Source organism: Rahnella ecdela (assembly GCF_019049625.1).
Lineage (GTDB): Bacteria > Pseudomonadota > Gammaproteobacteria > Enterobacterales > Enterobacteriaceae > Rahnella > Rahnella ecdela.
Genome location: NZ_JAFMOY010000117.1, coordinates 25,065 through 50,007, shown reverse-complemented (window position 1 = coordinate 50,007; position 24,943 = coordinate 25,065). Strand labels below are relative to the sequence as shown.

The following is a 24,943-nucleotide window of genomic DNA, read 5'->3' as shown; positions in this document are numbered from 1 at the left end:
AATATACAAACACTTTCTTACAGGGAGAGATGTGATGATATAAATAGAAATTTCTCAAAAATGGATATTGACCTTGAAAAGTATCCATTGGTTCTGACATAGGCATTGAAAATATTTCCTGGCTGTAATGAGGGATTGCACCCCTGTATGGGCTGAGCGCGGGATACTCAAATGTGATAGGGGGAGGTTTTCAACCTTTGATATAACAGGTTGCCGAACAGTAAGCCGTGTCTTTATAAAAACGTCCTGCTCGCTGAGTCAGTTCTGCGAAGATAATCGCATAGGTTTTTCATGACAGCGGGCTGGACGATCTTTTTACTGCTTGCGTAGGGGAACATTTACAAGAAATGTGAGTGCGATCACTTAGCTAAAAATAAGTTAATGACTTTGCAAACAAACTGCTGACTTTCACTTCGCTGAGGGGTTTTCTGCATAAACCTGAGCACAGCAATATCAAAAAGACTCAAGTGCCAAATATCCGTGGGCAGGGAAACTTTCATTTCATTATCAAACGAAAGTTTTTTAGCCCATTTTGGCGTCAAATGAACCTGTAACTTTGATCACACTTCTGTGTTCTTTCCTTTGTTGTAATTAAATCGAAAGGGAAGGAAAGAGCTTTAACACCTATTTATGCGCTTGCCGCGCGCTATTTATAAAACACTTTTGATAGGGACGAATATGACATCCAGTGTCGTTAAACGCCGTGAACATATTATCGACCAACTGTGTACAGAGGGCAGTGTCGGCGTTGAACCTCTGAGCGCACGTTTTGGCGTTTCGAGCGTCACTATCCGTAATGATCTGCGTTATCTCGAAAAAAAAGGGTGTGCGTTACGCCTCCATGGCGGCGCCATCCTTAATCGGCAATTCGCGTTTGACAGACCCTTACAGGATAAGGGAGGCATGAACCGCGATGTGAAATCCCGCATCGCAGCAAAAGCAGCAGAATTCATACAAGACGGTGATGCCCTGATTTTGGATTCTGGTTCAACCACCACACACATTACGCCGCACCTTAAATTTCGGCGTGATGTCGTGGTCATGACCAATGCGCTGAACATCGCCTATCAACTGGCCGATTTTGAAGGAATCGAAGTGATGGTCTTGGGAGGGAGTGTGCGACAGAAATCCTACTCCCTTTACGGGCCATCTGCAGAACAGCAATTACGGCAATATCGTTTTAAGACGTTGTTTCTCGGTGTCGATGGCTTTGACCTCATATCCGGAATCACGACGCCTAACAGCGGTGAAGCCCACTTGAATCGAGTTATGTGCGAAGTGGCACATGAAATTATTGCGGTGGCTGATTCCAGTAAGTTCGGCCGTCAAAGCTTCTGCATGATCCGTGAAGCCGGACAAATCCATCGGCTGATTACGGATTCCGGTATCCCTGACAACTACCACAAAGAATTAACTGACCTCGGCGTGGACGTCATTATCGCCGACGACTGATTCTGTTATCACGACGCACTCGTGGAGAAACCATGCATCCTTTATTACAACTAATCCGGCGCCATAAATCGGGCGAGGCGGTGGGCATCTATTCCGTTTGTTCGGCCCACCCCTGGGTATTGGAAAGCGCGCTCAGGCTTGCCAAAGAACGACATACCGCTGTGCTGATTGAGGCAACCTCAAATCAGGTTAATCAATTTGGTGGCTATACAGGCATGACGCCCGCCCAGTTTCGGGACACCGTTTTTGCTCTCGCCGATCGCATAGGGTTATCGCGTGATCGCGTTTGGCTGGGCGGTGATCACCTGGGGCCAAACGTCTGGCAAGACCATCCCGCGGATGAAGCGATGCAACTGGCTGAAACCCTCATCCATGACTATGTCAGTGCAGGATTTCGCAAAATCCACCTTGATTGTTCCATGTCCTGCAAAGGCGATCCGGTTCCGCTGAGTGATATCGATATTGCCACGCGCGCAGCGCTGCTGTGTGCGGTGGCGGAGAAGGCCTGGCTCCAGGCCGGCGGAGAGCGTCCGGTGTATGTGATTGGCACCGAAGTACCTGTTCCCGGTGGTGCAAAAGACAATATGGAAGGGGTGGCGGTGACTACGCCGCAGGCCGCGGACACTACGCTTCAAGTGCACCGCCTCGCCTGGCGTCTGGCTGAGCTGGATAACGCGTGGGGGAGAGTGATTGCACTCGTGGTGCAGCCGGGCGTTGAGTTCGACCATCAGAACGTTGTCCATTATCAGCCCGGGAAAGCGATCGCACTGAGTCAGTTTATTGAGGCGCAACCGAATATGGTTTATGAAGCGCACTCTACCGATTATCAGACGCCACACGCTTACAGCGCGTTAGTACGGGATCATTTTGCCATCTTGAAAGTGGGGCCTGCGCTCACCTTTGCCCTTCGCGAAGCCCTCTTCGCCCTGGATCACATTGACCGTGAATGGAACGGCGAACTTAACGCAGCGCACCTTCGCGATACGTTGGAGCAGGTGATGCGCGAAGAACCTCATCAGTGGAGCCGGTACTACCACGGTTCACCTCACCAGCAATATATCGACCGCCAATACAGCCTGAGTGATCGCGTGCGGTATTACTGGGCGCACCCTCAGGTGAAATTAGCAGTGAACCGCCTGATGGACAATCTCCGCCATCAGCCAGTGCCTATGGCGTTACTCAGTCAATATTTACCCCAGCAGGCACAGGCCCTCTGTGCCGGTGCGCTGAGCAACGATCCACAGCACTGGGTCATGAACAACATTCAACGCGTACTGCTCAGTTATGCCTCGGCCTGTGAGCCGCGCCATGACCGCCAACAATCCCAATACCAGGAGTATGAAAGTGAGTGAGCTGTTTTCCTATTCAAAGGCGTGGTTACTCAACCATCACGCACTCCACACCGCGCAGGAAATTGAGCAACAGCCGTGTCTGTGGAAAGAACTGCATGACATGTTGGTCCAAACCAAAATCTATTGGCAGCCGTTTCTCCAGCCGCTGCTGACCAATCTCCAACTGCAAATCGTGCTTTGCGGCGCAGGTTCTTCCGCCTTCGCAGGACGGGCACTTGCACCCTGGCTGCGCGAACACTGCCACCTCGACGTTATGGCCTGTGGCACCACGGATATTGTCCCATCCCCTTTGCAGTATCTTGATCCTGGGCGGCCTACATTACTGATTTCCTATGGCCGTTCGGGCGACAGCCCGGAAAGTATTGCCACGGTGAGACTTGCCGATCAACTTTTGCCGCAATGTTATCACCTGATGCTGACCTGTAATCCTAAAGGTCAACTGGCGCAATACGCCAAAGGGCGAGGCAATGTGTGCTCCTTGGTCATGCCTCAGGGATCGCACGATCAGGGCTTTGCCATGACCTCCAGCTTTAGCTGCATGACACTGGCCACGCTTTTATTGCTGGGTCCTCAAACACTCGAACAGACCCATGCGCCACTGCAGCAAATGGTAACCCTGTGTGAGCGCGAATCCCTCGGGTGGCGTGTTCATACCAAAAAACTAGCGCGAGCCGGATTCAAGCGCGCAGTTTTACTCGGTAATCGGTGCTTTACGGGGCTTGCCGAAGAGGGTGCCCTTAAGTTGCTGGAATTAACGGCAGGAAAGATCGCAACACGATACGACACGCCGATGGGATTCCGGCATGGGCCAAAGTTTATGGCGGATCGGGACACGATGGTTTTGCTGATGATGTCATCAGACAGTTACTGCCGTCGCTATGAGCAAGACCTATTAGATGAGTTGCGGGGTGATGGCCTGGCGCATGTCGTGGCCCTGAGCAGTATCGCTGGCGAGTCGCTCACCGTCCTCAACAGTGACCTTGATGATATCTGGCTTCTCTTTCCTTACCTCCTCTTCATACAGATGTTGGCGTTAGAAACCTCCCTTTCGCTCGGCATCACACCGGATAACCCCTGCCCGACAGGGGAGGTAAATCGCGTGGTAAAAGGCGTGGATATCTATCCTTTCACCCCCGCCACCTCCCAGAAGTCCCCTGGCAAAATTTTCACTCAGGAGTGATGCATGGCAACCCCAAATATTCTTATGACTCGCATCGATAACCGGTTAGTTCACGGCCAGGTAGGCGTGACGTGGACCAGTTCGTTGGGGGCGAATTTAGTGTTAGTGGCCAATGATGTCGCCGCCGTCGACCCGGTACAGCAAAATCTGATGGATATGGTGGTGGCTGAAGGTGTGCAGACACGCTATTTCACCCTCGAGAAAACCATCCAAGTGATCCACAACGCGGCAGACCGACAAAAGATTTTCATTGTCTGTAAAACCCCTCAGGACGTATTGACGTTAGTCAAAGGCGGCGTCCCAATCAACTTTGTCAACGTGGGGAACATGCACTTTGCAGAGGGTAAAAAGCAAATTCATAAAACCGTCTCTGTCGATGAAAGCGATACGGCGGCATTTCGCGAACTGGAGAGGTTAGGGGTGACCTGCGAAATTCGGCGAGTGCCGGATGAGGCCGGTGAATCCCTTATCAAACTCTTAGCATAACGGGAGTTAGCCATGTTTACAGATGCGTTACTGATCGGATTATTAGCCGGACTGGCTGGGGTAGACATGTTTAACGGTCTGACTCACATCCACCGTCCGGTGGTCATTGGCCCGCTGGTCGGGCTGATCTTGGGCGACCTGCATACGGGATTATTAGTCGGTGGGTCACTGGAATTGGTATGGATGGGCATGGTGCCGCTGGCAGGAGCCCAGCCCCCTAATGTCGTCATCGGGGGCGTCGTAGGTACAGCGTTTGCCATTTTAACGCATGCTGACCCGAAGGTTGCCATTGGTGTCGCGGTGCCTTTCGCGATAGCCGTGCAAGGTTGTATCACCCTGTTGTTCACGGTGTATTCACCGATGATGCACAAGTGCGACAAGATGGTACAAGCACTGAACTGGCGCGGTGTTGAACGGGTGAACTACCTAGGGATCGCTATCCTGTTCTGTTTTTACTTCATTGTGGCGTTTCTGCCCGTGTATTTCGGTGCCAATGCCGCCAGTGTCATGGTTCAGAAAGCCCCAACCTGGCTACTGGATGGGCTGTCAGTGGCTGGCGGCATGATGCCCGCGATTGGGTTCTCATTATTGATGAAAATTATGATGAAAAAGACCTATGTGGCCTATTTCATTCTCGGTTTTATATCTGTGACTTTCCTAAATATGCCGATTATCGCTGTTGCTCTGGGAGCCTTTGCCATCGCGTTAATCGATTTCTTTAACCGTTCACGTGATGGGCTGGAGGACGAGACACCTGTCCCTGCTTCTTCAAACAACGTTCAGGAGATGGAAGATGGCATTTAATGATGATGAATCCATGCAGGCGTCAAAAGCAGAACACCTTATGGCGCGGGCATTAGCCACCAGTCAGGTCGAGCAGGACGACTACATCGACAGCGCACCCTCGGCGGCGCTGACTAAAAAAGATCTTAACCGCATGGCGTGGCGTTCCCTGCTGTTGCAGGCTTCCTTCAACTATGAACGTATGCAGGCCGGGGGGTGGCTTTATACCTTGATCCCAGGGCTTAGAAAAATTCATAAACACCCACAGGATCTGGCCAACTCCATGAAGATGCACATGGAATTTATCAACGTGCATCCTTTCGACGTCACCTTTTTGTCCGGCCTGGTACTGGCGATGGAGGGAAGCAAAGAGAAAATTTCCACTATCCGGGCGGTAAAAGTGGCACTCATGGGGCCATTGGGCGGCATCGGCGATGCAATGTTTTGGCTGACGCTGCTGCCTATCTGTGCCGGTATCGGTGCTTCACTTGCGCTGCAAGGAAGTTTGTTTGGACCCATCGTTTTCTTGTTGATTTTCAATGTGGTGCATTTTGGTCTGCGTTTCGGCCTGGCGCATTACGGTTATCACGCTGGGACCAGTGCGCTGACACTGCTTAAGACGCATACCAAAAAAATCTCGCACGCTGCATCGATTGTTGGAATGACCGTGATTGGCGCACTGGTTGCCTCGTACGTGCATCTTTCAACGCCCCTGATCATGCATGCTGGTAAAGCCAGTGTCGCCTTGCAAACAGACGTGCTGGATAAGTTGATGCCCAATATTCTCCCGCTGTGTTTCACGCTGGTAGTGTTTTGGTTGATGAAGCGCAGCTTCTCGCCAGTGAAATTGATCGGGTTGACCGTGCTGTTTGGGGTGGTGGGTAAATTAGTTGGGTTTCTTTGAGGGGGCACAATGTTAGGCGTCATTATCACTGGCCACGGCCGCTTTGCGAGCGGTCTATTACAGGGCGTTGAGCAGGTCGTGGGTGAACAGTTGCAGTGCTGCGCGGTGGATTTCCCTGAAGGGGTCAGTCACGGCGAGTTGAGGTGTCTGCTCGAGCAGGCCTGTGCCTCATGCGACAGCGGTGAAGGCGTAGTGATCTTAAGCGATTTGCTGGGAGGGTCTCCCTTTCGGGTTGCCGCCGTTCTCGCAAAGCAGCATCCGGACTATCAGGTGATCACGGGTACGAATATGCAACTCGCAGCTGAAATGATGCTTGAGCGCGAAGGAATTACTCCTCAGCGATTTCGCGACATGGCGCTCAAGTGTGGGCAAAGAGGGATCACCAGTCTGTGGCATGAAGAACAAAAGCAATGCACCCAAAAACAAAATGATGGCGTCGGATCAGACGGCATTTAAGGAGACTATCCTATGTACTTGATTTCAAGTAGAGAAATGCTCAAAAAGGCGCAGCGAGAAGGGTATGCCGTTCCTGCCTTTAACGTACACAATCTGGAAACCGTGCAGGTGGTGGTAGAAACGGCAGCTGCGCTACACTCCCCCGTGATTTTGGCAGGTACGCCGGGGACCTTTACTTACGCAGGCACGGATTATTTGGTGTCTATTTGCCAGGAAGCCGCTCATCAGCACAACTTGCCGTTGGCATTGCACCTGGATCATCATGAAGAGTTAGACGATATCCGCACAAAAGTCACGGCTGGTGTGCGCTCGGTAATGATCGATGGTTCACATTGCGCGTTTGAAGACAACATTCGCAAAGTGTCAGAGGTGGTGCGTTTATGCCAAAGATATGACGTCAGTGTGGAAGCCGAGCTGGGGCGACTCGGCGGCCAAGAGGACGACCTGAATGTCGACAGTGCAGACAGCTTCTTTACCGACCCCACTTCAGCGCGCCTTTTTGTCGAACGTACCGGGATTGATTCTTTGGCCGTGGCAATTGGCTCCGCGCATGGGCTATATCAAGGGGAGCCGCATCTTGATTTTGCCCGTTTAGCACAAGTCCGTAAGGTCGTAGACGTTCCACTGGTTTTACATGGCGCATCGGGTATTCCTGAACACATGGTACATGAGGCAATAGAACTCGGGATATGCAAAGTGAATGTGGCGACAGACCTGAAAATTGCTTTTGCCGATGCGGTAAAAGATTACTTTACTGACCATCCAGAGGCGAATGACCCTCGTAAATATATTACCCCGGGTAAGGAAGCGATGCGTAAAGTCGTGCGGGAGAAAATACGTATCTGCGGGAGCGAGGGAAAATTGTAAGTTCAATAAGCGAGCTTTAACGAAACAAGAAGCGAAATACATTCCCGCAGCCAAGGGAGGGTGTTTAACTAAAAGACTCCAAGCATCGTTGTCATTGAAGCGGTTACCACTGGCACTCTGGGTTTGAGTGCCAATGTAGCCCTTTCACTGACCTAATCAATGGTATCGAAGGACGTATCGTTCAATCGTGGAGTAGTACTTCTTTCAAAGTGAATCAGTACCCCACGAAAGTGTTTATCATTATCTTGCGCATAGACCTCTTCCCTGAATTCAGTGAACGCTCAAATTTGAAGCCATTAATCCGGGAAGGCCTCGCCAATCCGAATGAGAGCATTGAGACGCCTGATGATTCCCAGCCGCCTTTTCGGCTGCGGAGAAATGATTAATATCCGCGCCATAGTCTTCCCAAACCGAGACAAGTCACCGAATGATTCTGCCTTAAAATACCGATATCAAGTGCCCTCTGTGTAATCGACGGTCATGGTGATGGTATCTTCATACTTTCCAGCAGGTTTGTTTGGGCCTGGAAGCGTCTTAACCTGAAAATCAATCGGCTGCTTTTCCGCCGTGCCCGTAAATTTACGACCCAGCATACTCCAGGGCTCACCTGTCGTATCGGAGATCTGGTAAGGGATTTTATTTTTTCCGTCAGCGGAAACCATATACCCAACCCCGGTGGCGTCATCGTTCTCCCCCTTAAAACTGACGGTGTACGGGGTCCCATAGGTGCACCGAACCTGGGCTGTCGCAGCTTGTGACTGGCTCTGGCCCGAAAACATTTGTGGGGTAAAGTTTATATCAACGGGCGGACTAATCTGACATGCGGACGAGACACTCAGTCTAAAAGTCAACGGTTGTTGGACGTTGGTAATGTTAAAGCCCATCAGGGGGATCTTAAGGATCGTTTCCGCTCTTAGTTTACCGTCAAGTTTAATGGAGTAAGTCCCGGAGTAGGTGCCCGGTGCAATGCCATTCTGCTGAGGAATGATAAAATGGGCTAACAAACGATAAGGGTGCTCCCACTTTCCTATGTTGAAGAAACCCGTTTTGAGAGAAGAATAATCACACTCACTTGGGTGGGCACTACAGAGCTGATTGTTCATCGCGTTGTTTTCATCGCTTGAGGGAGAGAGAACGTTATCAACCAACTCTCTTTGATCCCCGCCTTCGGGCAAGACGTACGTAGTCGGCGTATTGAGAGTACTGACGCAAAGCTGGGAAATCCCTCCCATTGCCTGACCGGCGCAGAGGTTGGCTTTTATCTGATAATGCGCATTTCGGGTAGAGGGCCTTTCATTGGTTAAGACCAAATCATTACCGATATAAGGGCCGGGTGAAACATTGGTGACAGCCAATCTGAAATAGGCATCGCTTTGATTGAAGTTATCCGGACGCCCCAGACAGAACACATCCAACGGTACGTCGACGCTTGTGTTTCCCCCATCCTCAATATCCAGTCCCGATTTATCGAAAGAACCGAGAATGATGGTGCCGGAATGGTCCCAATAGACATTACACAACTGATTAAATTCAAAATCCACCAAGGCTGCCGACGCGCGCGGAGAAAAGAAATTTAAGAGTAAAAACAGTAATATGAGGCGATGGCGTGATTTCATACATATTCCTCAACGGCAGGTAAAGGTGGGTGTTGGTGCGTGGTGCGTGGTGAAATTCCGCGGTTGTATCACCACCCTGCAGGAAGGGGCCGCGCCGCGATAAACCGAGAGCATGACGGGTTTTGCATCATTCAGATAAAGGAAGGTGCTCCCGCCGTAGCCAACGAAAGTACTTGTTTCGGCGCTTTCGTCTCTGATAACACTGCCCAAGGGAAGCGAGTGACCCTCGGAATCAACCAACCTGAAACGGGCAGGCAATCCTTTCTTACCCCCAAATTTCACCTCTGTACCGGAGTGGGGATAAAGACGCACTTTTTGCCGGTACTGGGCGGCATGATAATCGGCAGGTAAATGGGTGGGGTCGACAGAAATTTCCACCGGTATACCCGCCGGTACGTTCTGAATAAAGCCATACCCTCGGCTGTTGGTATACCCCGCGAGATTGCCGCCATTGTAGTAAGGAAGGTTTGGGATCCCTGCATTCACTAACACAAAGGCACCATGGGATTCCCGGTTCAACTGCATAGACCCGCCAGCCAGGGTGACCGTGCCGGAGCCTTCCAGCCAGTATGTCTTGTTGTCATAGCCATAAAGGCCTGCGCTCAGATTGGCATACTGGTTACTGTGATAGAGACTGGCGCGTTCATAACGATAGCCCGCTTCATCTCTTGTCACCTGCAGGTCAGCATGGGTTTGTTGAGGGCCATAGTCCCCCCATGACAAATTCATATCGTTTCGGTAGCCCAGGGACGAATGGCTCATCGTGTACTGCATCCGCGTGCGGCTGCCGATTGGCACGCTCCAGTTCAGCATCGACATCATATCTTGGCCGCTGGCGTTATAAGCACTTAAGGAAAGGGTTAACTGGCCCTGAAGAGGCGTCGGGGTAGAGAGTGAAATATTACCCATACTGTAGGAGTCTGAACCGTAAGGCTGAATGTAGAAATAACCTAAGCCTAACGTGACAGAATTCTGCCACTGATGGCTGAGCCAGACCTGATCGACACTGCGCGTAGAGACAGAAGAATAGCCATCGTTGTGATAGCCATAATTGCCGAGGTCGGTAAAATTACGGGTGTACTGACTATGGTTATAGGAAAAATTTATATGCGAATTGGCATAGCTGTAACCCAGCTCAGCTCGCCCCCCATTGCACCGATCTGACTCATTATCGGTGCTAACCGCCCCAGTAATACTGAATGTGCCCACGGGAGCGACAAGAAAATTTACGCCGCTTCCTGCCATCTGCAGACGTTGGGCAGACTGTAAAAACACCGACTGGGTGAGCAGGGCGTTCACCCCGCGGCTCAGGTATCCACTGAAGGCAAGATTTCGATATTTACTGTCACTGTAGCCGTAGTTATAACGAAGATAACCCACGTTGGCTGAGAATTCGTGCATGCCTTGCGCAAGCAGGGAGTTGGATTTATACAACTGCACCGTTTCGTTGGTTTTATTGCCAAGCTTATCGGTCGTGACCACCGTGACCTGGCCTGCCCCATTAATAAAGGGAAGATTACTGATTTCATACGGGCCACTATCGACAGAGTTCGAGGTGATTTTGCGGTTATCCATAAAAATATCAACAATTGACGGTGTCTTAGCCGTTCCCCGCACACTGGGGGACTGGTAGATATTTTTATCTGGACTGAGCTTGAAATCTTTTCTAAACGAGACGCCCCCCATGCGTACGCCACTGTCCCACACGCCACCTTCGGAAATGAAATCCCCTAATACGAGGGATGTGTCGTTATCAGCAAAGTATTGCCGGTAATAGGTGAGGTAGCGTGTATAAGTCGTGTTGCTGCTCCCACTCCTGTGCAGGCTATAGCGATTTGCCGTCCCCGAAGCATAAAGATATCCCGAACCGGTGAAGAAACGCCCACCAAGGAATAATGCCCCCGTATCCACCAGACTATTTCGAGAAACATAGCCATCATAATCCAGTGCCGCGCCTGATGAGGGACTGTAATCGAGGTGTTCCTCTCCCTGCGTTGCTGAAAAAGCCTGTTCGGGTAACCAGGCAGGGGGGACACTGATGACTAAAGCATGCTGTTTGTTGTCATAGCGGGACGTCATGCCGGCGATGTGGCGAATATCAACGAGCGTGTCCCCCTCCTTCGGAAGAAGATTGGTGGGGGCACGAAGATGTTGTGTCAGATAAAAGCGCGGAACGAGGTAATGATTATCTGTGATTTTGATGGGAACGCGCGTGGCTAACCTGTTGCCATTGAGAATGACGTTGACATTGTATTCGGGCGAAAATTCAGGCGATAAAGTAATAGGTGTTGGCAACTCGTTGATGTATTCCTGGCTTAATGCATTTTTATGCAGCGCAAAGGCGACAAAAACGGTCAGTAGCCTAAGGGTGTTCTGCCGCGTGTTAATGGATTTCATTCCCGTCCCCCACAGTCTTATTCATGGGGGATAGCAACAGTTTTACTGTCACCATCAAAAAAGCGTGCCGACAGGGTTTGATAAGCCTCGGATTTGACCGTGGGAGGTATGGGCAGATAGAGCGTGGCGCCTGGAAGGACATAACCAAACAACCCTTGATGCAAGGCAAGAGGCTTCTCATCCCGAGCGTTTTGCAGTGTAATATCTGACAATCGCGCATGGACAGGCCCAATGTTATGTAGGGCAATGACCTGCGCGCCTTTATATCGCGTCATTTCCCACCTGACTTGAGGGTATCTTTCCGGGAGAGCATCCCCTTTTTGTTGAAAAGCCGGTGGCGTTAAGCTACCTGCAATAAACAGAGGTAAGACGTAGCGCATTCTTAATACGACTTTATCGCTGTTAGTGGAACTGAGTTGTGGGACCTCATCCACAATAATTCGATAGGCTCGCTCATCGGTAGGATGCAGGGCAGGAGAAACAAAAAACCGAACAAATGCTTTGTCACCTGGCATAATACCTAGCACCGGCGGAACGATGTTTATCTCCTCTTGATCCTCGAAGTAGTTATTCCCCTGATTTTGTTTCCAGGAAAGCACCCGGATAGACAAGTTAGAATTATTCCCGCCTGTATTTTTCAACCATAATAAACTTGAAGATTCTCCCGTATTAATATGTTGGTTGACGGGCCATAAGGCCAGATTGACAGCGCCTAAGGCAGCAGGGATTATAAAAAATAGGGGCAGCATTAATAAATAAAGGCAACGCTTCATTTCAATCCTCGGATAAAATAATATAATCACGTGATGGCTAATACGTCACCGTAATGCCCAATGTGTCTTGATAATTTCCTGCATGGGGTACAGATACTTGAGGTGGCAATGAGAGATACAACCAGATAGCAATGGCTTTATCCTCTGCGGGGGGTAACGGATACTTCTTATCTTGCTGCCATAGTTGGGAATGCGCAGGATCGCGGTATACCATATAAGGCAGGTAATATTCCCCGTCTGTTGACCGCATCCTGCGTTGATTCTCCTTTGCGTATTTGCCGTTATCTAAGGCAATTTGCATGTCAGTTCCTGGGGTACAACTCAGCTCAATTTTTCCCGTTGCCGCGAGCGTCTTGTGCAGCAGATCTGCGATATTAAGGTCTGAAAAGTCGACCGGTTGAACCTCGGAAATTTGGCAACCGTTGATGATAGTTTCCGAAACCTTAAAAGAAACTTGCGCTTGACCCGCAACGCTTTGCGCCGTAAAACACCAACAAAATAGGAGTATTATCGGCGTGTAACGTGGTGTGATATATCTGCAAAAGCCATGAGCTGCCATGAGGTAGACCCTTCTTCCTTTCCTGACAATCAGCTTCCACTCCAGTCCACGGTCATTTGAACGGTGTCACTGTAATTTCCTGCCGCGATCGTATTACCATCAGCAATTGCCGTCATTCTCGCCGAGATGGTCAGATCAAAGGGATTGGCATTTCCTGTATTGATATTTTCCCCGGGATATATAAGTGTTTTGTGACTAGAGTCACTAAATAATTGATAAGAGAGTTTATTGATCTTTATTTCGTCAGACATATTCCAACTATTAGAGGTTTCATCATAGTTGGCGTTTTTGATCATTTTTACGGACGGTGTATTGCCTGAAGTACAGGTCACCGTCAATCCCATATCCTCAGCATCGATATTTCTATGGGACATCCATTCAGAGGGATCAAAAGTAATGACGCCAAAATCACTCTTTAGCGGGTCTGTTGAACCGGTTGTTGATACCTGACAACTTGCCACCACAGTGGCCTTCACCGTGATATTTCCTGTAAGGCTACTTTCTGCATGGGTTTGAAATGAAATTAATGAAGTGAGGATAAAACCTGCACCGGTTAACTGGCGTATAGACATAAGTGTTACTCTCCTTGTTAAACATTTTGGCTTAATCAACGAATTTGTTATTAATAAAATTGCGGTCGCTGATAACGATGTCTTTTTAATACTTCCCCCCCTGCTTAAAAGAGGATGGCTTCACAAAAACAATACTTAAATCGCAATAAGTATTTGGCATGCCATTTTTTTACTCAATGAAGATGACAACCGTACATGGGCACTCAAACTTGTTAAGGACCATACATTACACACAGACCATTGATCAATAATAACGATCAATAAATTGTGTTCAATAGATTAAATCTATCAATAGGGGTTAATCGATCGATTGAATCTGTGTGAAAAAAGAGCAAATTTTGATTAAAATCAAAGCGGAATTATCCATGTACGTTTGTTTACATTCTGAAGTAATATCGCTGGTGTATTTAAATGCCTCACAGTTATTTCAACCTGGTGTCCCTGCGAAGTCATTGCCGGTCTATCTTTTGCAAAGGGTGAGGACAAATTCCGGGAAAAATTTCTTCTCAGACGATTGGTATCCAGTAAAGTCACCCAGGTAAGTCAGACGTTTTTATTTGGCAGGAAACTGAGTTTGAACGACAGGTTCAAGGCGCTCGTTAGCAAAGCCAATAGTTGAGCTAAAGAGAATATTGTTTATAAGAAACAACGTAATAACTCGGCTTTGTCTGTCTGCTCCCAGCTGAAGATGTCCCGTCCAAAATGTCCGTATGCCGCTGTTTGTTGATAAATAGGGCGTAACAGATTCAAGGCGCGGATCAATCCATAGGGGCGTAAATCGAAGAATTCACGAATCAGCATGATGAGCTTCTCATCGTCCAATTTTCCTGTGCCAAAGGTTTCCACCATAATGGAGGTGGGTTCAGCAACGCCTATCGCATAAGAAATCTGAATTTCACAGCGCTCGGCAAGGCCCGCGGCAACAATATTTTTCGCCACATAGCGCGCCATGTAAGCCGCTGACCTGTCCACTTTTGAAGGATCTTTTCCGGAGAATGCTCCACCGCCATGGCGGGCCATGCCACCATAGGTATCCACAATGATTTTACGCCCGGTCAGACCGCAATCTCCCATCGGTCCCCCTATGACAAATCGCCCTGTGGGATTTATAAAGTACTTGGTACTGCAGGTAAGCCATTCCTCTGGCAACACAGGTTTGATGATTTCTTCCATTACGCCTTCGTGCAGGTCGGGCTGAGAAATACTTTCATTGTGTTGGGTGGAGATAACCACGGTATCAATACCTACGACCTTTCCGTGTTCATAAACAAAGGTGACCTGGCTTTTTGCATCCGGCCTTAACCAAGGTAAAACACCACTTTTACGAACCTGCGCCTGGCGGGCCATTAGTCGATGGGCGTAGGTAATAGGAGCAGGCATGAGCACATCCGTCTCATTAGAGGCATAACCAAACATCAGGCCTTGATCGCCGGCGCCTTGATTCCCGGCATTGTCATGATTTATGCCTTGGTTGATATCCGGTGACTGTTTCCCAATGGCGTTTAAGACGGCACAAGTATTTGCATCAAAACCCGTATCGGAATGGTTATAACCAATATTATTGATGGTCCGACGTACAATACTTTCAATATCAACCCAGGTGTCGGTAGTAATTTCCCCTCCTACTAACACCATACCTGTTTTTATCATCGTCTCGCAGGCGACATGCGCTTTGGGATCTTGCGCAATAATCGCATCGAGAATAGCATCAGATACCTGATCTGCTATTTTATCGGGATGTCCCTCTGAAACTGACTCCGAGGTGAAAAGTTGTTGTGTCATATAAAATCCTCAAATAATTAATTCATCTTCCTAGATATAAAAACGAGACGACCCAACACGCTCTGTAGCCAGAATATATTCTTCTGACGAGAGTGCTCGCCATATTTTGAGAGAAAACTTAGCATTATCAATAGCTTTTAATTCATGTCTGATGCCCGCTGTCTTTTCGGATATCAAGAAAAATGATGTTTTAGTGTCTTTTTATCTACAGGTATCATGTTAGCAATATCAGTTTTGGGTTGCTTTGAGTTACCTGTTATAAATAAGTTAATAATTAGAAACTCTCATCAGGACAAGTATAAAATATTTACTGATTGCGCTCTCCGATATTCGTTCTAATTAATAGGTTGCGCATCTCATTTTAATAAGTCCATTTTATAAATGGGCGCGTATTTGTGTTGAGTATTACAAATAACGTTCATGAAGTATGGTGAGAAGCTGCCAAAGTGTATCTATTAAGAGACATATTAAGCGACGTAAGCTTTGAGAGCATGAAAATGCAGCTAATGAGTCGGTCATATCAGTATGATTATTGAACGTTGGGGGGTATCTAACCAACCCCTGTTACCTGGCCTCCTCACTGAACAGCGGTCTCGCTAAATGTTAAGAATATCCTTCGTGATGCGCATTATCCGGACATATGAAATCAGCTTCCTATCCTCCCCCTTAGGATATCGCTTGCCAGAGTCTTTCCCCTTCATTATGCTTTTCATATCCCCCCAGGGGGGATGTTGTCTGCTCATAATTGAGGAAAACGCATGCTAAGTATTCTTTATCATCGTGTGTATCGTCACCTGTTTCTGGCACAGGTTATCGCGCTTATCGGCACGGGGTTAGCTACTGTCGCATTGGGGTTATTAGCTTACAATCTGGCAGGAGAAAGAGCGGGCGCCGTATTGGGAACTGCCCTGGCAATCAAAATGAGTGCTTATATTTTGGTTGCGCCCATCTCCGCCGCTTTTGTGGACAAATTTCCCCGCCGCACCTTGCTGGTCACGTTAGACTTGATTCGAGCCGCGGTCGCAATTTCACTGCCTTTTGTCACTCAGATCTGGGAAATCTATATTCTGATTTTTATTCTTCAGTCGGCATCGGCAGCATTTACACCGACCTTTCAGGCCACCATTCCAGACATTTTGCCAAATGAACGTGAGTACACGCAGGCGCTCTCACTATCCCGTCTCGCCTATGATCTGGAAAGTGTCATCAGTCCTATGCTTGCCGCCGCACTGTTGACCCTCATGAGCTTTCATAATCTGTTTGCGGGAACCGCCATTGGCTTCCTCGCATCTGCCGCCCTTGTTGTCTCAGTCACGTTGCCCAGAATGCAGGTGTCAGCTGTGAAACGATGTATTTACGAGAGAACGACCCGGGGCATGCGCATTTTCCTTAAAACGCCACGTTTACGGGGATTATTGGCGCTGAATATGGCGGTTGCAGCGGCGAGCGCCATGGTCATTGTTAACACCGTCGTACTGATTCAAGCAGATTTCGGCCTTACACAGCGTTCAACGGCGATCGCGCTGGCCGTTTTTGGCCTGGGTTCAATTATCGCGGCATTACTGTTACCACGCTTACTCGATAATATGAGTGACCGCACACCTATGCTGGTGGGGACAGTCATCTTGGTGGCGGGACTTGGATTAGGTGTCTTACTCACTAGCTACACGATGCTTCTTGCTCTTTGGTTTTTGCTGGGCGTGGGCTATTCCTTATCTCAGACACCCAGCGGACGTCTTCTACGGCGCTCTTCCACTTCGGAAGACCGGCCGGCGTTATTTGCAGCCCAGTTCGCATTATCACACTCGTGCTGGCTGCTGACGTATCCACTGGCCGGATGGATTGGGGCCGAATTTAGTATCCAGGCTTCATTTATTGCATTATCCCTGGTCGCCGTTACTTCACTACTTGTTGCGGTTATCATTTGGCGACCAGAGCATGAAATTGCCTCGCAATTACACTGCCATATTGATCCCGAAACCAACCAGCAAAAGTTTCATGAACATAACTTTGTCATTGATGATGAACATACGTCATGGCCAAAGTCATTGAAATAAAAACCTTAATCTCTCAGACCAGACAGGATCCCGTATGACTTTACATACGTCCCACCCCGATATCATTAAACGACTTAAGCGTGCCGCAGGCCATCTGAAAAGCACCATTCAAATGCTCGAGGATGAAAAACCCTGTTTGGACATTGCCCAACAGTTGCATGCCGTAGAAAAAGCGATAACGAATGCGAAACGTACATTAATACATGATCATCTGGACCACTGTCTTGAAACAGTGCTCCATACCGATCATCTCGAACAGGATGGCGCGCTGAGTGAATTTAAAACGATCACGAAATATCTTTAACACCAGTGAGATGCACCTGACTTCGCTTCGGGGAATGCCGGCGGTGACGGGTATCTGGTGGTGGTGCGCGACGGAATGGACAATTTCACTTCTTAGGGTAGGCAGCAAAGGCATTTTGGGAACCGGGCACGATAAGCGCGAGCTTAACCCTTCAATATGGCAGGGTGGCCCCTTACATTTTGTTCGCTTTTAGTTCAGTATCTTGAGCTTAAACCCTTTGTTGAAGTGTTCGGTTAAAAGGAGGCGGTCTTATGAAAGTGTCTCACATCATTGCTGCATCAGTGGCTTTAGGTTCGCTTAATGCCCATGCCTTCCAGTCCCGTATTACTCAGGATTCAACATTGTCTTCTGCTCAAGTCAGAAATGTTGAAGACCGTATCACCAGCGAGTTCTATAGTGTAAAACATGCGGACTCTCAGTTAAGTCCTTTGGGGACATGTGCAGCCACACCCGTACCCGGGTGCAACTGTCCTTTCTGCACTCAGCTACGAGCAGTAAAATAGTCACACCTCGCGCGCGGACAGAAATCGGTATTTTTGCGTAAGATGCGGGTTGAGAACCGTAAAAGGGAAGTCTTTGCTTCAGCAGTTAGCATGTGCTATCTGACACTTCCTGTGCCATTTTTCGCTTTAGTCATTTCCCGCATCATTTACCTCTGCGTTTCCCTTCTGTTTGACCTTTATATGCTCAGGGCTTGTCACGTAGCGAAGTGATAGGTGAAAACGATGGCTGATCATCGAAATGCATAAAACCGGATGATTGAAGGTCCTGTTTCTTCATTATTGCCTAATGCGTCCGCCACTTTCCCTTATTTCTAATTTCCCCCATTTCCATGATTTGGGCACGAAATAGTTGAAACAAGAAGGGGCTGAAAAGTTTCATGGTGACAAGATGGCGGCAGCACATCGTTTGTCAGGTTGTGCTTCGGTCAGTGTGGATTTTCAGCAGCTTAACGGGTTATATCATCTTCTAAAAACGTCCCTCAATCCTGAACCTTAAGGACATGTTGTCAAACCGAAACCTGCGCCCCTCAATTTAATCGGACTGAGTCGAATGAAGAACCATCACGAGGCAACGATTCGAAGAGAGGGGTGATGTTTAGGGAAAGGTCATCCGACTCGCTAACACAGCCAAGACGGGATAACAGCGATTTTGCCTCAACTCTTCTTTCGCTTACCGTTTGCGGGTGAGGTTGTTGGGCTGCATATATGACGACATTTCCACTCGGCACGCGGCAATAAAGTACCTCATCAAATACTTCGCGCAATGCGCAATACATTACACTTCCAACCTTGGGGATTTCGTAATAATTCAGGACCAGCCAGCCCTGATCACTGAGCTTATTCAGACACAATCTCAGAAAAGTTTCAGTGCCCTGACGAGGTTCCATCGAAAAGGCTGAATACAAATCTGAGAAAATAAGGTCGTAGCGAGGCAGATGTTGTCGGCGTAAATAATGTTCTGCATCTTCAAGGTGATAAGCGATTTTTCCCGACTCGGGCAACGTAAACCAGTCACGTGCCACGGATAACACTCGCGGTCTCAACTCCACCGCGTCGAAGGCGAGTTGCTCATTAAGAAAATAAAGTGCTCGCAGTAAAGCACCGCCGCCAAGCCCGAGGAGAAGGACGGTCTGCGCAGGCGTAAAAGCCGTCGCCATCAGCATGGCCTTACTGTAATTATGGACAGGCACGTTAACGTCTTGTTTGGACATTTTGCTCTGTTCATTAATGCCTTCAAACCGCAGGATCCGATAATCGTCTGTGTCTGCGACGATGATGTCCCCATACTCATCGGTTACCTGGAAAACGATTTTCCCCTGGGGTTGAATATTGAATTTGTTTATAAAATCATCCATTTTCGACATATCTGTCCCTATCATTTTAAATTACAAGATAATGAAATTATGCCCGAATACGCCGGGTTTTTCGCAGGTTAGATCGATGGCTGCAAAGGCGTGACGGAAAGAGTCCCTCCAGGCGTCGGATATCTTAAGACATGCAGTAGACCTGACCCCAACACGTCGTCATTCCTTCACTTCCCCTCATTGTGACTGGCCTCCCAGTTGTAAAATTTCATAAACCACAAATCAAATATGGTTAAATTTTACGCACTCGCCAAAAGTTAATATACCAATTCCGAAAAGCTGTTCTACCTAATGGTATGGAGTCAGAGTATGGCTGACGTTAAGAAATTGACTTTTATCGAAAAACTGGGTTTTGGTATGGGGGATGCCGCATGCGGCATCGTTTATTCTTCCGTCACGATGTTTCTTACTTACTTTTATACCGACATTTACGGAATTTCTGCCGCCGCTGTCGGGGTCATGTTTCTGGTGACGCGCATTCTTGATGCGGTCAGCGATCCGCTAACCGGGATCGTTGCCGATCGCGTGAAAACACGATGGGGACATTTTCGCCCCTGGCTGATTTGGTTTGCCATCCCTTATGCAGTATTGGCGGTCATGACCTTTACCACGCCTGACTTCGGGCACTCCGGCAAGCTGCTTTACGCCTATATTACCTATTCGCTGCTCATGCTGTGTTACACCTTTATCAATATTCCTTACTGCGCCCTGGGCGGCGTCATCACGAGTGATGATAAAGACCGACTGTCGGCACAATCGTATCGTTTTACCATTTCATCACTGGCAGGATTACTGGTCTCTGTCGGGACACTGTGGCTGGTGGACTATTTTGGTAAAGAAAACCTCCAGGCCGGTTATCAGGCCACAATGGCGGTGATGGGGGCCATCGCCATATGCATGCTGGTGTTTTGTTTTTGTTTCACCAAAGAGCGAATTACTGCCGAAGATACCCGCGAGGCGTCGGTACTCAGTGACCTGAAAAATCTGCTGGGGAATGACCAGTGGCGCATCGTTGCGATTATTACCTTTTTCTCCAGCATGGCGGGTGTAATGCGCAGTTCTGCAACGCTGTATTACGCAACGTACCTGATGCTGGATAAGGGGCAAAGCGTGGTGAGTGGCACAGCGATGAAAAGTACCTTTATCACCACCAGCGTCGTCGGGACGATTTTTGGGGCGATGGCGGCAGGCTATTTTGCCAAACGTTTCAGCACGTTGGGGATGTTTAAAAGTATTAACCTGTTGCTGGTCGTGGCAGGAGGTGTGATGTTCTTTGTACCACCAAAATTTCTTCCCGTGATTTTCCCCCTGTACTTCATCATTGGTTTTTTACACCAAATGTATCAGCCCTTTAAATGGAACATGATGGCTAATGCGGCAGACTATGGTGAATGGAAAACGGGAAGACGTATCACGGGCCTCTCATTTTCAGGCAACTTGTTCGCATTAAAACTGGGCATGGCCTTTGCTGGCGCTTTTGTCGGGTTCTCACTCGGCTGGTTTGGCTATCATGCCGGGGCGGAAACACAAACCGCGCTGGCGACGACAGGCATCATTGGCCTGCTGACGGTCGGCCCTTCCATTTCGTATCTGATCCTCTATTTCCTTGCACGTTTCTACAAACTTGATGATACGACCATGAAGAAAATTCAAACCGATTTGGCTTCTCGAAGTGCAGAAATCAGCCGTGAGCAAGAAAACAACGCCGGAGGTCTTGCACCAGTGATGGCCGTTAAATGAAGGAGGAAAACTGTATGGAACTAATCAGCACATCCGGATGGGTACCGGACTGCGGCGAGGGGTTATACCAGAACCCTGTTCTGTATGCAGACTATTCAGACCCGGATATTGTTTGTGTGGAGAACGATGTGTACATGGTGGCCTCCAGTTTTAACCATATTCCGGGGCTACCGGTCCTGCATTCTAAAGACCTGGTCAATTGGACCCTTGTGAATCACGTCGTGCCACGAATCAATAATGTGCACTACGACCAGGTTCAGCCGGGTAAAGGGATTTGGGCACCCAGCATTCGTTATCATAACGGTCTGTTCTGGGTATTTTACAGCATGCCGGACGAAGGCATTTTTATGTCTTTTGCACAGGATCCGACGAAAGAGTGGAGCGAGCCGCATTGTATTAAAGCCGTGAAAGGTTGGATCGATCCCTGTCCGTTTTGGGATGACAATGGCCGCGCCTGGCTGGTCCATGCGTTCGCCTATAGCCGTTCCGGTATCAAACATCAGTTGCAGCTTTGCGAAATGGCTCCCGATGCGACATCTCTTCTGGATGAAGGCAGGATCCTCTTTGATGGCACCATCTCGCACCCGACACTTGAAGGCCCCAAAGTGTACCGGCGCCATGAGTGGTATTACATTTTTGCGCCTGCTGGGGGCGTAGAAAGCGGCTGGCAGACGGTATTACGGTCGCGTCACATCACCGGTCCCTATGAGGCACGTGATGTGCTGCATCAGGGCAACTCAAAAGTGAACGGTCCGCATCAGGGTGGATGGGTAGAGCTCAAAAACGGGGAATGCTGGTTTATGCATTTTCAGGAAGCTGCGCATGCGGGGCGTATTGTGCATCTGCAACCCATGCGCTGGCGGGAAGATGGATGGCCCGAAATCGGGGAAAATATCAATCGTGAAGGGCTCGGGCAGCCGGTAATGATTCATCAAAAACCCGCTATCCATTTACCCGTAACCCCCTGCATTCCCCAGACCTCGGATGACTTCTTAAAGGGTGAGTATGGCCTGCAGTGGCAATGGCAGGCGAATCCGCAAGATAACTGGAGGGTTTCATCCCCCATGGGATTGCAACTCACGTGCTGTCTTCTGGGGCCGCGAGGTTTGTATGATACACCGCAACTTTTATTGCAAAAGTTCTCTGCGCCGGCTTTTACCGCGATAACGCGTCTTGAACCGCATTTCCACCATACTGGCGAACAAAGTGGTTTGATTGTCTATGGCGAAAGGTATGGTGCAGTTTCTGTATGTCAGCAGGAGGAGGCCAGGGTGCTGGTATTCGATTTCGGATGGATGAGCGATAAGGGTGTGCTGAGCCAGAAAAGGATCCTATTGGAAACGTTGAAAGAAGATAAGCCGGTATTTCTCAAGGCAGAAATTTTTCCACGCGGAGTTTGTCACTTTGCATTCCGGCAAGATGACAGGGATGTGTGGAAGGGTATCAGTCCCCCATTTTCAGCCTCGGCAGGAAAGTGGGTCGGCGCGAAAATTGGCATTTTTGCAGCCTCAGCGACGGAGAATTCAGCCCCAGGCTATGGCGCATTTTCGTATTTTCATATCAGCGGGATGTCGTCCTAAATATCAGAGACTGCCGAGTAGGTCACCAGGGTGCGTTGACCACCCTGGTGTTTCTGCCGGTCATTTTCAGACCACGTTTAACTCTGCCCTGCGTACTCGGTAGGAGGCACACCTAATATGGTTTTAAAGGAATAGCTAAAGGCGGCTGTGCTTGAATAGCCCATTTCAAGGGCAATAGTGGTAACACTTTTATTCTGCTTGAGCATAATCACTGACTCAAAAATGCGCATCTTTTGCTTCCAGAGACTGAAAGATAATCCTGTTTCAGTTTTAAATTTTCGGGAAAAGTTACGGGTGGACATTCCCACTTTGGCGGACCAAATTTCGATGTAATGTTCTGCGCCGGGTGATTCCAGGATGGTACGACACATCTCATTCAGGGCAGGATTTTTCGGCCAGGGAAGCACAAAGTCCACTTGTGGTAAATTGAAAATGATATCCAGTAGTACACTGACCAGTTTCCCGTCTTTGCCATGCTCGTCGTACAACTCAGGAATAGTTTCTGAGGCATGGTGTATCAGCTCTTTTGCCACATCACTGATCGTGACCGCCTGGCACATGGAGATAGTCTCGTCTAAAAGTTCCGTTTCAATATCCAAACTTTCCAGGAAAACATCATCCATCGCCCATACGGCATGTTCCATATAAGCGGGGATCCAGATACCGTAATGTGAGGGAACAATCCAACAATTATCAGCAGTTTCCAGACGCATATTCCCCTTCCGCGCAAAATGAAACTGTGCAAATTCATGCAAATGAGGTGACACACAGGTGTTTGACTCAATTAAATAAGAGCGAAAATGAACAGGGCGGGGTCCCTTAGACATTGAATAGTGCTCTGGTGAAAGCCAATTTCGGTTTGTGAAGGTTTTCATTGCTCATTTCCCAAGAACATCTTTCATAGACTGCTTATCGATATAGATTGGCCTCTTATAATAATACATATGCCGTGATTATAGATAATAATAATTCGCATGAAATGTCATGGTCGAAGAAAAGCATCAGCCTTTATAGAAACAAATTCTTGAATAATCGGAAAAATTTTGAAAGGTATTTATTCAATTGCGCAAGAGAGTCAGCATGACTCACAGTATCTCATGGGTAAAGCCTTTCTTGAGCAGGCAGATATCCAGATAGAGGGTAGTCGACCTTGGGATATCAAAATATGCCACCCAGGCTTCTTCAAGTGCATTATGCAGCAAGGTCTTTTGGGGTTGGGTGAAAGCTATATGGATGGCTGGTGGGAATGTGAACGCCTGGATATATTTGTCTATAAGTTCCTTTCCGGACAATTAGACGAAGCTTTGCCCACGCATTTACACGATATTTTGAAGTTCTTTAGTGCCAAACTGTTAAGTATCAGATCTGATGAGAGCAATTTTAAACGGGGCCACAACGACTATGAAATCGGGGGTGATATTTTTGCCGTCATGCTCGATTCTTATATGCAGTATTCGTGTGGTTGCTGGCGTCAGGCCTCTTGCTTAAACGAAGCTCAAACGGCCAAATTAGATATGATGTGCGAAAAGCTTCAGTTAACGCCGGGTATGCGTGTATTAGATATTGGGTGCGGCTGGGGAGGGACGGCTGAGTACATGGCGCGCCATTATGACGTCTATGTGGAAGGGATAACTGATTCAACAGAGCAGCAGAAAATAGCTCAAGCACGATGTGAAGGACTTAATGTAACCATCATGTTGGGAGATTTCCGCGACCCATTTGATGACCAATTTGACCGCATTATTGCTCTGGGCACGCTTCAGAATATCGGTCTGAAGAGCTACCAGACTTTTTTTGAATGGGTCGCTAATTGCCTGAGGCCAGATGGACTTTTCCTTTTGCAAAGTATCGGCAGTGGTCAGTTGGTTAACCATATCGGCCCATGGATTAACAAGTATATCTTTCCAGGAGGATGTTTACCCTCAGGGGAGCAAATCATTCATTCTACCCAACTGTATCTTCACATTGAAGACTGGATTAATTTGGGAGAGGATTATGATAAGACATTTATGGCCTGGGAAAAAAGAGTAAACACTGCTTGGCCTGAATTGAGACATCATTACTCACCCAAGTTTAAGCGAATGCTTGATTATTATTTATGCTCCTGTGCCGGTTTTTTGCGGGCCAGGAAGTTAAATATGTGGGAAGTCGTCTTTAGCCGAAATGATGCTAAAAAAATTTGAAGTTAAGTGCGTGATGGGTTCTGCAATCTTTTT

Annotated in this window: 21 protein-coding genes; 13 read left to right on the top strand and 8 right to left on the bottom strand. The window is 48.4% G+C overall.

All coding sequences use genetic code 11. The annotated features are described in order from the left end of the window. The first annotated feature begins 678 nt into the window (after window positions 1–678). Genes agaR through J1784_RS07160 form a run of 8 tightly spaced genes read left to right on the top strand, consistent with a single transcriptional unit; the run spans window position 679 to window position 7,480 of the window. Window positions 679–1,452 carry a transcriptional repressor AgaR gene (gene agaR, locus J1784_RS07195; protein ID WP_217148607.1) on the top strand — a complete coding sequence of 258 codons (774 nt, stop codon included), beginning with the start codon at window positions 679–681 and terminating at the stop codon, window positions 1,450–1,452. Window positions 1,453–1,484: 32 nt separating this feature from the next. After that, on the top strand, window positions 1,485–2,804 hold the full coding sequence (locus J1784_RS07190; RefSeq protein ID WP_217148606.1) for a D-tagatose-bisphosphate aldolase, class II, non-catalytic subunit: 1,320 nt from the start codon (window positions 1,485–1,487) through the stop codon (window positions 2,802–2,804). Beyond that, window positions 2,797–3,984: an SIS domain-containing protein gene (locus J1784_RS07185; RefSeq protein WP_338019899.1), complete on the top strand. Its 1,188-nt coding sequence runs from the start codon at window positions 2,797–2,799 to the stop codon at window positions 3,982–3,984. The genes J1784_RS07190 and J1784_RS07185 overlap by 8 nt, the downstream gene beginning before the upstream one ends. Before the next feature lie 3 nt (window positions 3,985–3,987). Further along, window positions 3,988–4,470 carry a PTS N-acetylgalactosamine transporter subunit IIB gene (agaV, locus tag J1784_RS07180; RefSeq protein WP_119825125.1) on the top strand — a complete coding sequence of 161 codons (483 nt, stop codon included), beginning with the start codon at window positions 3,988–3,990 and terminating at the stop codon, window positions 4,468–4,470. A gap of 12 nt (window positions 4,471–4,482) precedes the next feature. Continuing rightward, entirely contained in the window at window positions 4,483–5,274 is a 792-nt protein-coding gene (gene agaW / locus J1784_RS07175; RefSeq protein WP_119825127.1) for a PTS N-acetylgalactosamine transporter subunit IIC, read from the top strand. Next, window positions 5,264–6,157: a PTS system mannose/fructose/sorbose family transporter subunit IID gene (locus J1784_RS07170; protein ID WP_217148604.1), complete on the top strand. Its 894-nt coding sequence runs from the start codon at window positions 5,264–5,266 to the stop codon at window positions 6,155–6,157. Before agaW ends, J1784_RS07170 begins: the two co-directional genes overlap by 11 nt. Before the next feature lie 9 nt (window positions 6,158–6,166). Continuing rightward, on the top strand, window positions 6,167–6,613 hold the full coding sequence (gene agaF, locus J1784_RS07165; RefSeq protein WP_217148603.1) for a PTS galactosamine/N-acetylgalactosamine transporter subunit IIA: 447 nt from the start codon (window positions 6,167–6,169) through the stop codon (window positions 6,611–6,613). A 12-nt stretch (window positions 6,614–6,625) separates the two neighbouring features. Beyond that, window positions 6,626–7,480: a tagatose bisphosphate family class II aldolase gene (locus tag J1784_RS07160; RefSeq protein ID WP_217148602.1), complete on the top strand. Its 855-nt coding sequence runs from the start codon at window positions 6,626–6,628 to the stop codon at window positions 7,478–7,480. 452 nt (window positions 7,481–7,932) lie between these two features. Here the strand turns inward: J1784_RS07160 and J1784_RS07155 are convergent, their stop codons facing one another. The 6 genes from J1784_RS07155 to metK form a co-directional block, all read right to left on the bottom strand. After that, entirely contained in the window at window positions 7,933–9,096 is a 1,164-nt protein-coding gene (locus tag J1784_RS07155; RefSeq protein ID WP_217148601.1) for a Csu type fimbrial protein, read from the bottom strand. 9 nt (window positions 9,097–9,105) lie between these two features. Continuing rightward, a complete protein-coding gene (locus J1784_RS07150) occupies window positions 9,106–11,493 on the bottom strand; it encodes a fimbria/pilus outer membrane usher protein (protein WP_217148600.1) in 2,388 nt (795 codons plus the stop codon). A gap of 17 nt (window positions 11,494–11,510) precedes the next feature. Beyond that, complete coding sequence (locus J1784_RS07145) at window positions 11,511–12,266, bottom strand: fimbrial biogenesis chaperone (protein WP_217148599.1); 756 nt, start codon at window positions 12,264–12,266, stop codon at window positions 11,511–11,513. Window positions 12,267–12,303: 37 nt separating this feature from the next. Next, window positions 12,304–12,825: a Csu type fimbrial protein gene (locus J1784_RS07140; protein WP_217148598.1), complete on the bottom strand. Its 522-nt coding sequence runs from the start codon at window positions 12,823–12,825 to the stop codon at window positions 12,304–12,306. 29 nt (window positions 12,826–12,854) lie between these two features. After that, window positions 12,855–13,397, bottom strand: a complete 543-nt coding sequence (locus J1784_RS07135) for a spore coat protein U domain-containing protein (protein ID WP_217148597.1) — start codon at window positions 13,395–13,397, stop codon at window positions 12,855–12,857. Window positions 13,398–14,033: 636 nt separating this feature from the next. After that, window positions 14,034–15,179, bottom strand: a complete 1,146-nt coding sequence (metK, locus tag J1784_RS07130) for a methionine adenosyltransferase (protein WP_217148596.1) — start codon at window positions 15,177–15,179, stop codon at window positions 14,034–14,036. 758 nt (window positions 15,180–15,937) lie between these two features. On the opposite strand from metK, the gene J1784_RS07125 reads away from it, so the two are divergent. Both J1784_RS07125 and J1784_RS07120 read left to right on the top strand, forming a co-directional pair. After that, window positions 15,938–17,236 carry an MFS transporter gene (locus J1784_RS07125; protein WP_217148595.1) on the top strand — a complete coding sequence of 433 codons (1,299 nt, stop codon included), beginning with the start codon at window positions 15,938–15,940 and terminating at the stop codon, window positions 17,234–17,236. Window positions 17,237–17,270: 34 nt separating this feature from the next. Further along, window positions 17,271–17,540 carry a metal-sensing transcriptional repressor gene (locus tag J1784_RS07120; RefSeq protein WP_217148594.1) on the top strand — a complete coding sequence of 90 codons (270 nt, stop codon included), beginning with the start codon at window positions 17,271–17,273 and terminating at the stop codon, window positions 17,538–17,540. A 1,030-nt stretch (window positions 17,541–18,570) separates the two neighbouring features. On the opposite strand, the gene J1784_RS07115 is transcribed toward J1784_RS07120, so the two are convergent. Next, window positions 18,571–19,407 (bottom strand): spermidine synthase, encoded by an 837-nt coding sequence (locus J1784_RS07115; protein WP_217148593.1) that lies wholly within the window; start codon window positions 19,405–19,407, stop codon window positions 18,571–18,573. A gap of 309 nt (window positions 19,408–19,716) precedes the next feature. On the opposite strand from J1784_RS07115, the gene J1784_RS07110 reads away from it, so the two are divergent. Then, window positions 19,717–21,147, top strand: a complete 1,431-nt coding sequence (locus J1784_RS07110) for a glycoside-pentoside-hexuronide (GPH):cation symporter (protein ID WP_120508672.1) — start codon at window positions 19,717–19,719, stop codon at window positions 21,145–21,147. Window positions 21,148–21,161: 14 nt separating this feature from the next. Next, on the top strand, window positions 21,162–22,727 hold the full coding sequence (locus tag J1784_RS07105; protein ID WP_217148592.1) for a glycoside hydrolase family 43 protein: 1,566 nt from the start codon (window positions 21,162–21,164) through the stop codon (window positions 22,725–22,727). A 77-nt stretch (window positions 22,728–22,804) separates the two neighbouring features. On the opposite strand, the gene J1784_RS07100 is transcribed toward J1784_RS07105, so the two are convergent. After that, window positions 22,805–23,554 carry an AraC family transcriptional regulator gene (locus J1784_RS07100; protein ID WP_274387317.1) on the bottom strand — a complete coding sequence of 250 codons (750 nt, stop codon included), beginning with the start codon at window positions 23,552–23,554 and terminating at the stop codon, window positions 22,805–22,807. 216 nt (window positions 23,555–23,770) lie between these two features. Here J1784_RS07100 and cfa point away from each other — a divergent pair, with 216 nt between their 5' ends. After that, window positions 23,771–24,910, top strand: coding sequence for a cyclopropane fatty acyl phospholipid synthase (gene cfa, locus J1784_RS07095; protein ID WP_238485433.1), 1,140 nt, complete (start codon window positions 23,771–23,773; stop codon window positions 24,908–24,910). Window positions 24,911–24,943: the final 33 nt, after the last annotated feature.

Bases quoted from the DNA above. Each gene is read 5' to 3' on its own strand.
- J1784_RS07145 (WP_217148599.1), bottom strand. From the start codon at position 12,266: ATGAAGCGTTGCCTTTATTTATTAATGCTGCCCCTATTTTTTATAATC.
- J1784_RS07150 (WP_217148600.1), bottom strand. From the start codon at position 11,493: ATGAAATCCATTAACACGCGGCAGAACACCCTTAGGCTACTGACCGTT.
- J1784_RS07100 (WP_274387317.1), bottom strand. From the start codon at position 23,554: ATGTCTAAGGGACCCCGCCCTGTTCATTTTCGCTCTTATTTAATTGAG.
- agaW (WP_119825127.1), top strand. From the start codon at position 4,483: ATGTTTACAGATGCGTTACTGATCGGATTATTAGCCGGACTGGCTGGG.
- agaR (WP_217148607.1), top strand. From the start codon at position 679: ATGACATCCAGTGTCGTTAAACGCCGTGAACATATTATCGACCAACTG.
- agaV (WP_119825125.1), top strand. From the start codon at position 3,988: ATGGCAACCCCAAATATTCTTATGACTCGCATCGATAACCGGTTAGTT.
- J1784_RS07190 (WP_217148606.1), top strand. From the start codon at position 1,485: ATGCATCCTTTATTACAACTAATCCGGCGCCATAAATCGGGCGAGGCG.
- J1784_RS07110 (WP_120508672.1), top strand. From the start codon at position 19,717: ATGGCTGACGTTAAGAAATTGACTTTTATCGAAAAACTGGGTTTTGGT.
- J1784_RS07115 (WP_217148593.1), bottom strand. From the start codon at position 19,407: ATGTCGAAAATGGATGATTTTATAAACAAATTCAATATTCAACCCCAG.
- J1784_RS07135 (WP_217148597.1), bottom strand. From the start codon at position 13,397: ATGTCTATACGCCAGTTAACCGGTGCAGGTTTTATCCTCACTTCATTA.
- metK (WP_217148596.1), bottom strand. From the start codon at position 15,179: ATGACACAACAACTTTTCACCTCGGAGTCAGTTTCAGAGGGACATCCC.
- J1784_RS07160 (WP_217148602.1), top strand. From the start codon at position 6,626: ATGTACTTGATTTCAAGTAGAGAAATGCTCAAAAAGGCGCAGCGAGAA.
- J1784_RS07125 (WP_217148595.1), top strand. From the start codon at position 15,938: ATGCTAAGTATTCTTTATCATCGTGTGTATCGTCACCTGTTTCTGGCA.
- agaF (WP_217148603.1), top strand. From the start codon at position 6,167: ATGTTAGGCGTCATTATCACTGGCCACGGCCGCTTTGCGAGCGGTCTA.
- J1784_RS07105 (WP_217148592.1), top strand. From the start codon at position 21,162: ATGGAACTAATCAGCACATCCGGATGGGTACCGGACTGCGGCGAGGGG.
- J1784_RS07170 (WP_217148604.1), top strand. From the start codon at position 5,264: ATGGCATTTAATGATGATGAATCCATGCAGGCGTCAAAAGCAGAACAC.
- J1784_RS07155 (WP_217148601.1), bottom strand. From the start codon at position 9,096: ATGAAATCACGCCATCGCCTCATATTACTGTTTTTACTCTTAAATTTC.
- J1784_RS07140 (WP_217148598.1), bottom strand. From the start codon at position 12,825: ATGGCAGCTCATGGCTTTTGCAGATATATCACACCACGTTACACGCCG.
- J1784_RS07120 (WP_217148594.1), top strand. From the start codon at position 17,271: ATGACTTTACATACGTCCCACCCCGATATCATTAAACGACTTAAGCGT.